The sequence below is a fragment of the Jannaschia faecimaris genome, assembly GCF_900107415.1.
Classification (GTDB): domain Bacteria; phylum Pseudomonadota; class Alphaproteobacteria; order Rhodobacterales; family Rhodobacteraceae; genus Jannaschia; species Jannaschia faecimaris.
The window spans coordinates 1-7,833 of the sequence record NZ_FNPX01000040.1; the positions used below are offsets into that span (position 1 = coordinate 1).

A 7,833-nucleotide genomic window follows, 5' to 3' on the forward strand; every position below is an offset into this window, starting at 1 on the left:
ACCACGCTCGTGCAGAAGATCTTCGACGTTGCGAAGCGAAAGCGGGAACCTGACATAGAGCATCACGGACAGGCGGATGATCTCGGGGCTCGTCTTGAAGTACTTAAATGGGGAACGCTTGGCCATCGGGGCAGGGTAGGGGGGCTCGCTACTCCGTCTAAAGCCAACTTGCTCTTACAGGATCTCAGTGTCGCAAAAAGCCGTGGCGATCGCGTTGATATAGATCAGCGTCCACCGTCGCGCCGCATTCTACACTTCTATCAAGTTTTACCACAGGCAGGTGCTTTCTGGCTGGCAGGTGGCGACAGGCAAGCAATGAGGCCCCGTTTGACATTCACAAGCACAGATCCGACGCTGGGCAACTGCGTTATCGGTGCCGGGACCGGCGCAAATGTAGGTGATCCCGACCTGCTCGGTGGGACGGAGACCAATGTCCCGGTCGCCCAGAATGACCCATTGGCAACTTTTGATCAACGCGTTCCCTCTAACGGCGTCGTGCATGCCGTCCGAGGGGCAGTCGTGGATGTCGTCTTTGCCGAGCCCGACCTGCCGCCGATCAATTCTGCACTGGTGGTGGAATGGGACCGGCCGACTGCCCTCATTCTCGAAGTCCACAGCCACCTCGATCAGAAGACAATACGCGCGGTGGCGTTCCAATCCACCGCAGGCCTTGCCCGTGGCGTTTCGGTTCATTCCAGCGGCGGGCCGGTTACCGTGCCCGTGGGCAAAGCTGTCCTTGGGCGGCTTCTGGATGTGGTGGGCAATCCGCAGGATAATGGGCCTGCCCTTCCTGACGATACACCGCGAAGGTCGATCCATGCGCTTCCACCGCTTCTGAAATCCCAGACTGGTGCCACCGACGTGTTCGAGACGGGGATCAAGGTGATCGACCTGCTGACGCCGATGGCGCAGGGCGGCAAGGCTGCGATGTTCGGCGGCGCAGGCGTTGGCAAGACCGTTCTGGTGATGGAACTCATCCGCGCCATGGTCGAAAAATACGAAGGCACTTCGGTCTTCACGGGCGTTGGTGAGAGATCACGAGAGGGGCATGAGCTGCTGACCGAAATGCAGGAGTCGGGCGTGCTGGAGCGGACCGTGCTGGTCTACGGTCAGATGAACGAGCCACCCGGAGCGCGCTGGCGGGCTCCGCTCACGGCCTTGACGATTTCTGAGTATTTCCGCGACCAGAAGCACAAGAACGTCCTCCTTCTGATGGATAACGTGTTCCGCTTCGTCCAGGCCGGGGCCGAGGTGTCGAGCCTTCTGGGCCGTCTGCCCTCGCGCGTGGGCTACCAGCCGACGCTGGCGACCGAAGTGGCGGGCCTGCAAGAGCGGATCGCCTCGGTTGCAGGCTCTGCCGTGACCGCCATTCAGGCGGTCTATGTGCCCGCCGACGATTTCACCGACCCCGCGGTGACCACGATTTCCGGACATATGGATTGTGTCATCATGCTGTCGCGAGCGCAGGCGGCCGAAGGGTTCTACCCGGCGATCGACCCATTGGGCTCGTCCTCCATGCTGCTCAATCCGCTGGTTGTCGGTGTCGACCACTACCAGACCGCCGAAGCCGTCCGTCAGGCACTGGCGCGGTTCCGCGAGCTATCCGACATCATCTCGCTGCTGGGGGTTGAGGAGCTGGGTACCGCCGACCGCTTGATCGTCAAACGCGCACGGCGGTTGCAGCGGTTCCTGACCCAACCCTTCATGGTGACAGAGGACTTTACCGGCACGCCGGGTGCTAGCGTGCCGCTTGCCGAGACCTTGTCGGGGTGCCGCGCCATACTGGACGGCGAGGCCGACGAGTGGTCGGAAAGCTCGCTCTATATGGTCGGCACACTGGCAGACGCCCGCACAAAGGAAGCCGCGGCAAGTGCCACGGACGCCGAGGCTGCAGCATGAGGTTGCGGATCGTGACCCCCTTGTCCGTCGTTGCGGACGAGGATGTCGACAGCCTGCGGGCCGAGGACGCCAGCGGCAGCTTTGGCATTCGGCCCGGACATGCTCCTTTCCTGACCGCGCTCGCGGTGTCCATCCTCAGTTGGAAGACCGCCGGGACAGAGCGGTTCTGCGCCCTGCGGGGCGGGGTGCTTACCGTGACCGGCAGCACCACCGTCGCGATCGCCACCCGCGAGGCGGTGGCGGGTGACGATCTGGCCACGCTGGACGCGGAGGTTTTGGCGCGCTTCCAGTCAGACGCCGATGAGGAACGGGTTGAGCATGTCGAGACGATGCGCCTCCAGATGAACGCCGTCCGCCAGATGATCAGCAGGTTGCGCCAGGGCGCAGACACGGGACAGTTCCGATGACCAAAAAGCCATCAGAGCCCCCCACAACCGATCCGCTGATCAAGGAAATCCGCAAGCATCGCAGCCGTCGCGAGAAGTGGCTGCGCGAAGGTGACATGTCCGTCGGTCGCCGTCTGGCTCAGATCGGCGTACTTGGCTGGATATTCGTGGTGCCGACTCTGGCGGGCCTGTTCTTCGGACGCTGGCTCGATGCGCTGTTTGGAACTGGCATCTTCTGGAGCGCGCCGATGATGCTGCTCGGGCTTTGCATTGGCGGCTGGACTGCTTGGAAATGGATGAACGCACGATGACTGATCTGTCCAATCTTCCGCTATACGTCCTTCTTCCGGTCTGCTTTCTGGGTGGGCTCTTCATCGGATTTGGCTATTTTCGCGCGCTTCGCGAGACGGCCAAACTCCTCGTCAACGGGGGTAAACCCCTACGGGCGATCGCCCTGACCTTGGGGCGCATTTCGCTTCTGGCTAGTGGATTCTTTGTCGCTGTACTCTTGGGTGGCCTTGCCCTGCTGGCGGCGTTTGCGGGTGTCCTCTGCGCAAGGTGGATCATGCTCCGCAGGATGCGGGAGATCCGTGCATGAACTCCCCCCTCGACTCCACCGTTCTGTTCCAGATCGGACCGATTGCGATAACGCAAGCGATCGTCACGACATGGGCCATCATGGCGATACTGGTAATCGGGGCCTTTGTCCTGACCCGGCGTCTCGACCTGCGGCCCACCCGGCGGCAGGCCGCACTGGAATTGATGGTTGCAACACTCGACACCCAGATCACCGAGACAACGGGTGCGGCACCCGCCCCCTATCGCGGGTTCATCGGAACGCTGTTCCTGTTCATCCTCGTGGCGAATTGGTCATCACTGATGCCGGGGATTGACCCGCCGACCGCGCAGCTTGAAACCGACGCGGGCCTCGCCGTTCTGGTGTTCCTGTCGGTGATCTGGTTTGGCATGCGCGCCGGGGGTGTGGGCGGCTGGCTGAAATCCTTCGCCGCGCCCAACCCGGTAATGATCCCGCTGAACATCCTGCAAAGCCTGACGCGGGTGTTCTCCATGTTCGTCCGGCTGTTCGGCAACGTGATGAGCGGAATGTTCGTCATCGGCATCGTCGCCTCGCTCGCGGGGCTCTTGGTTCCAATCCCGCTGATGGCGCTCGATCTGCTGACCGGGCTGGTTCAGGCCTACATTTTCGCGGTGCTGGCGATGGTTTTCATCACTTCTGCCGTCAAGGTAGGCGCGCCCACCGACGCGAAAACCGACCTTACCCAAACGAAAAAGGATACATGATGGACTACGCTGCTATTGCCAGCATTATCTGTGCCACATTTGCGGTGGCCTTTGGAACCATCGGCCCGGCCCTTGCCGAAGGACGCGCCGTCGCCGCCGCGATGGACGCCATCGCCCGTCAGCCCGATGCCGCAAACACGATCTCGCGAACGCTTTTCGTTGGGCTTGCGATGATCGAGACGACGGCAATCTATTGTCTGGTGATTGCGCTCTTGCTGCTTTTCGCCAACCCGCTACTGGCATGAGCGTATGACGCTCGATTGGTGGGGACTGGGTCTTCAGGCCATCAACGTCCTGATCCTCGTCTGGCTTCTTAGCCGCGTGTTCTGGCGTCCGGTCGCCGGGGCCATCACCCGGCGCCAGGAAGCGGCGCAGGCCATGCTGGATGAAGGCAAGACAGCACAGGAAAAAGCCGATGCGGCCCGGGCAGAGGTCGCTGAGGCTCGCGAAGGCATCGCGGCGGAACGCGATGCCATTCTTGCAGAGGCCAAGGCGGCGTTGGACAAAGTCGCGAAGGCCGCGCTGAAGGATGCTCAAACCAAGGCGGACGCCATGATCGCCGCCGCGCGCACTACCATTGACCGCGAAAGAAACACCGCGCGGCAGGAGAATACGGCGAGGGCCGCCGAGCTGTCAGTCGAGATTGCAGGTCGGCTCCTAGGCCGGTTCAACACGCCTGCGGTTCAGGCGGCGTTCACTGCGCAACTTGTCGAGGCCATTGCCGGCCTGTCCGCCGCTGACCGGGCGACGCTGATAGAATCGGCGGCCGATCTGGAGATCATCACCGCGACGGAACCGGAAGGTGCTGAAAGGGCCAAGATCGAGCAAGCGGTAAAGGATGCGTTGGGGGGGACGCCACGCTTTCGGCTTGTCACCGATCCTGACCTGATCGCCGGACTGGAACTCCGCAGCGCGCATTTCGTGCTGCACAACAGTTGGCGGGCCGACCTCGAGACTATCCTGAAGGAGATCGAGAATGCCGGTTGATACACCGGACTGGTTGGCATCGGCGCAACGCGCAGTGCGTAGCGCGGCACTGGGTCCGCGATCCGAACACAGGGGCCGCGTAGAAGAGATCGGGGACGGTGTGGCGATGATCTCGGGGTTGCGCGACGTTCGGCTTGACGAGGTTTTGCGGTTCGAGGGCGGCCAGTTCGGGTTCGCCCGGGTTCTCGATCCCGACCTAATTGGCTGCGTGTTCATTGACGCCGCGACCAAAGTCGAGTCAGGCGATGCTGTCTTCGGCACGGGCGAGGTGGTGAGCGTGCCTGTCGGCGACGCCCTGCTTGGGCGCATCGTGGATCCGCTCGGTCGCCCGCTAGACGGAAAGGCGGCAATAGAGGTCGAAGAGCGGTGGCCGATCGAGCGCCCGGCACCATCGATCATCGAACGCGATCTCGTGACCGAGCCGGTGCAAACAGGGATACTCGTGATGGACACGCTGTTCGCGCTTGGCCGGGGCCAGCGTGAGTTGATCGTTGGCGACCACTCCACCGGCAAGACGACGCTGGCCACCGACGCGATGATCGCGCAGCGCGACAGCGACATGATCTGCGTATATGTCGCCGTGGGACAAAAAACATCCAGCGTGCGCCGGGCCGTTGACGCGCTGCAGGCGCATGGGAATTTCGCACGCTGCATCGTGATGGTCGCTGGCTCCGCCTCGGCACCGGGCCTGCAATGGATCGCCCCCTATGCGGGCGTCACGATGGCGGAATATTTCCGAGACAGGGGTGGGCACGCCCTTGTAGTGATCGACGACCTGTCCAAACACGCCGCCACCCACCGCGAGATCGCCCTCCTGACTCGACAGTCGCCGGGGCGCGAGGCTTATCCAGGCGATGTATTCTACATTCACGCCCGCCTTCTGGAACGGGCGGCCAAACTGTCGCAGGAGCGTGGCGGCGGGTCCTTGACCGCCTTGCCGATCGCGGAAACCGATGCGGGAAACCTGTCGGCCTATATCCCGACCAACCTGATCTCGATCACGGACGGGCAGATCGTGCTGGATACGGATCTGTTCCATCAGGGGCAGAAACCGGCTGTGGATGTGGGGCTGAGCGTCAGCCGTGTCGGTGGTAAAACTCAGGCACCCGTGCTGCGCGAGGCGGCCGGCACGCTGCGGCTCGACTATGCGCAGTTCCTGGAACTTGAGGTCTTCACCCGGTTCGGGGGCATGCCCGAGGGTCGGGTGCGCGAACAGCTCAAGCGTGGAGAGCGGATCCGCGCGATACTACGCCAACCGCAGAATGCGCCGCTTCGTCTGGCCGATGAGGTGGCACTCTTGCTCGCCGTGCAGTCGGGGCTGCTGGACCCTCTGTCGCTCGATGCTGTTGCCGCCTTTCGGGACAAACTGCCGGAGAACCTTGACCGGGATGCCGCCGATGCCATGCGTGCCATTTCCGAGACCGGGGAACTGGACCAAGAGGCACGGGCCGCCCTGATGGCCGCGATGAACCGCCTTGCGACACAGCTTGGCGATGCGGAGCCAGCGACATGACCGAACGACTGGCCGATGTCAGTGCCCGGATCGACGGCATCCGCCAGTTAGGAGCCGTGGTGAACGCGATGAAGGGCATCGCCGCCGCGCGCGCCAACACCGCCCGTGCCGAGCTGGAGGCCGTCGACACTTATACGGCGACAATTGCCGCCGCCATATCAGATGCACTTGGCCACGCGAATCCCGCACCGCCGGCCGAGACATGCGGAGGTCAAGTCGACGGTGGCACCGGCCTTTTGGTGTTCTGCGCCGAACAGGGCTTTGCCGGTGCCTTCAGCGAACGCGTTCTGGATAGCATCAAGGAGGATCTGGCGACGACCAGCCTGTTTCTGATCGGTACCCGAGGCAAGTCCATCGCCGCCGCGCGCGGTCTCCATCCAGTCTGGTCCGCGCCAATGTCCTCGCACACGCCCGGCATTCCGAAACTGGCCGACCGCATCGCCAAGGCGATCTACCGCGCCCTGGGTGAAGGTCGTTTTGAGCGTATGGATCTAATCCATGCCGGATGGGCGTCCGGGCAACCTCAAGTCGTCAGGCAGGTTCTGTTGCCGGTCGACCTCTCGGACCTGCCGCCGCCCGGTGCGACACGTCCACTGACCCAGCTCCCAACGGACGCCCTCGTCAATAGTCTCAGCGGCGACTATCTCCATGCCCTGGTGTGCAAGGCGGCGCTCCATGCCTTTGCCGCCGAGAACGAGGCAAGAATGGAGGCCATGTCTGCTGCAGGCAGCCAGATCACGCGCGAGCTGGGCGACTTCGAGGCGACGCTGCGCCGGGTACGACAGGAGGCGATTACCGCCGAGATCATCGAACTGGGGACCGGCGCGGCGTCCGCGCGCAACGCGAGGTGAACGCGCCCGGGAAATGTGCCGCCAAGGTCTTTGTGGGCTCCCATTGATCTGGGTCAGCACAAGGTTGCGCGGTTTCCGTCACGTTGGTCGCAACCCAAGGTATGGCACCCGCCCGCTTCGGTTCGACCGGCACCAAGACATCGGGCAATTCGGCCCATGCAAACGGAGCCAGCGAGAATACCACAATGGCATACTGAGCAGCCGCACTTGAGTGGTCCGATTTGAAAGTTAGTGCATGATTGGCCTTTGGCCCCTCGGGACGATGGCCTCTGGCGCTGGTGGGCGGTAGCCCAATGCACTGTGGGGTCGCTTGGTGTTGTAATGTTTCCTCCAGCTTTCGATGATTTGGGCTTCGCGCAGCGAGTGGAAGATTTCACCGTTCAGAAGTTCATCGCGCATTCGCCCGTTGAAGCTCTCGCAATATCCGTTTTCCCAGGGTGACCCTGGCTCTATGTATGCAGTCCTTGCTCCGACTGCTTTGATCCAGTCCCGGACGGCCTCAGCGATGAACTCGGGGCCGTTGTCTGATCTGATGTAGGCTGGCACACCGTGCAAGATGAACAGGTCTGTCAGAGCGTCGATAACCTCAGTCGAGTTCAGTTTCCGCTTCACCCGGATCGCCAAGCATTCTCGGCTGTGTTCATCCAAGATGTTGAGTGTCCTGAACGCCCTGCCATCATCCGTGCGATGGTGCACGAAGTCGTACGACCAGACATGATCGCGATACTCAGGACGTAGACGGACGCACGATCCATCATTGAGCCAGAGCCGCCCCTTCCTGGGTTGTTTCATCGGCAACATAAGCCCCTCACGTCGCCATAGCCTTTCGACACGTTTGTCATTCACCTGCCAGCCTGCGTCTCTCAGCAGGGCAGCAACCCGACGGTAGCCATAT

10 protein-coding genes and 1 pseudogene are annotated in these 7,833 nt (G+C 62.4%); 9 read left to right on the top strand and 2 right to left on the bottom strand.

The window, feature by feature from the left end:
* Nucleotides 1-126, bottom strand: a pseudogene (locus tag BLV27_RS18770) (IS6 family transposase); the annotation flags it as partial.
* A 369-nt stretch (nt 127-495) separates the two neighbouring features.
* Between BLV27_RS18770 and atpD the strand changes: the two are divergent.
* Genes atpD through BLV27_RS18815 form a run of 9 tightly spaced genes read left to right on the top strand, consistent with a single transcriptional unit; the run spans nt 496 to nt 6,938 of the window.
* On the top strand, nt 496-1,899 hold the full coding sequence (gene atpD / locus BLV27_RS18775) for a F0F1 ATP synthase subunit beta (protein WP_280140332.1): 1,404 nt from the start codon (nt 496-498) through the stop codon (nt 1,897-1,899).
* Nucleotides 1,896-2,306: a F0F1 ATP synthase subunit epsilon gene (locus tag BLV27_RS18780; RefSeq protein WP_092648006.1), complete on the top strand. Its 411-nt coding sequence runs from the start codon at nt 1,896-1,898 to the stop codon at nt 2,304-2,306. Before atpD ends, BLV27_RS18780 begins: the two co-directional genes overlap by 4 nt.
* Nucleotides 2,303-2,596 (top strand): AtpZ/AtpI family protein, encoded by a 294-nt coding sequence (locus tag BLV27_RS18785; protein ID WP_092648007.1) that lies wholly within the window; start codon nt 2,303-2,305, stop codon nt 2,594-2,596. The genes BLV27_RS18780 and BLV27_RS18785 overlap by 4 nt, the downstream gene beginning before the upstream one ends.
* A complete protein-coding gene (locus BLV27_RS18790; protein WP_170831537.1) occupies nt 2,593-2,883 on the top strand; it encodes an N-ATPase subunit AtpR in 291 nt (96 codons plus the stop codon). The genes BLV27_RS18785 and BLV27_RS18790 overlap by 4 nt, the downstream gene beginning before the upstream one ends.
* Complete coding sequence (locus tag BLV27_RS18795; protein ID WP_092648009.1) at nt 2,880-3,587, top strand: F0F1 ATP synthase subunit A; 708 nt, start codon at nt 2,880-2,882, stop codon at nt 3,585-3,587. The genes BLV27_RS18790 and BLV27_RS18795 overlap by 4 nt, the downstream gene beginning before the upstream one ends.
* Complete coding sequence (locus BLV27_RS18800) at nt 3,584-3,832, top strand: F0F1 ATP synthase subunit C (protein WP_211605550.1); 249 nt, start codon at nt 3,584-3,586, stop codon at nt 3,830-3,832. The genes BLV27_RS18795 and BLV27_RS18800 overlap by 4 nt, the downstream gene beginning before the upstream one ends.
* Nucleotides 3,833-3,836: 4 nt before the next feature.
* Nucleotides 3,837-4,574 carry a F0F1 ATP synthase subunit delta gene (locus BLV27_RS18805; RefSeq protein ID WP_092648011.1) on the top strand — a complete coding sequence of 246 codons (738 nt, stop codon included), beginning with the start codon at nt 3,837-3,839 and terminating at the stop codon, nt 4,572-4,574.
* Nucleotides 4,564-6,087, top strand: coding sequence for a F0F1 ATP synthase subunit alpha (locus tag BLV27_RS18810; protein ID WP_092648012.1), 1,524 nt, complete (start codon nt 4,564-4,566; stop codon nt 6,085-6,087). The genes BLV27_RS18805 and BLV27_RS18810 overlap by 11 nt, the downstream gene beginning before the upstream one ends.
* Nucleotides 6,084-6,938 (top strand): F0F1 ATP synthase subunit gamma, encoded by an 855-nt coding sequence (locus BLV27_RS18815; RefSeq protein ID WP_092648013.1) that lies wholly within the window; start codon nt 6,084-6,086, stop codon nt 6,936-6,938. The genes BLV27_RS18810 and BLV27_RS18815 overlap by 4 nt, the downstream gene beginning before the upstream one ends.
* A gap of 228 nt (nt 6,939-7,166) precedes the next feature.
* On the opposite strand, the gene BLV27_RS18820 is transcribed toward BLV27_RS18815, so the two are convergent.
* Nucleotides 7,167-7,833 (bottom strand): IS3 family transposase (locus BLV27_RS18820; RefSeq protein WP_139176780.1); only part of this gene is annotated, 667 nt, incomplete at its 5' end.

Bases quoted from the DNA above. Each gene is read 5' to 3' on its own strand.
- BLV27_RS18780 (WP_092648006.1), top strand. From the start codon at position 1,896: ATGAGGTTGCGGATCGTGACCCCCTTGTCCGTCGTTGCGGACGAGGAT.
- BLV27_RS18785 (WP_092648007.1), top strand. From the start codon at position 2,303: ATGACCAAAAAGCCATCAGAGCCCCCCACAACCGATCCGCTGATCAAG.
- BLV27_RS18790 (WP_170831537.1), top strand. From the start codon at position 2,593: ATGACTGATCTGTCCAATCTTCCGCTATACGTCCTTCTTCCGGTCTGC.
- BLV27_RS18795 (WP_092648009.1), top strand. From the start codon at position 2,880: ATGAACTCCCCCCTCGACTCCACCGTTCTGTTCCAGATCGGACCGATT.
- BLV27_RS18800 (WP_211605550.1), top strand. From the start codon at position 3,584: ATGATGGACTACGCTGCTATTGCCAGCATTATCTGTGCCACATTTGCG.
- BLV27_RS18805 (WP_092648011.1), top strand. From the start codon at position 3,837: ATGACGCTCGATTGGTGGGGACTGGGTCTTCAGGCCATCAACGTCCTG.
- BLV27_RS18810 (WP_092648012.1), top strand. From the start codon at position 4,564: ATGCCGGTTGATACACCGGACTGGTTGGCATCGGCGCAACGCGCAGTG.
- BLV27_RS18815 (WP_092648013.1), top strand. From the start codon at position 6,084: ATGACCGAACGACTGGCCGATGTCAGTGCCCGGATCGACGGCATCCGC.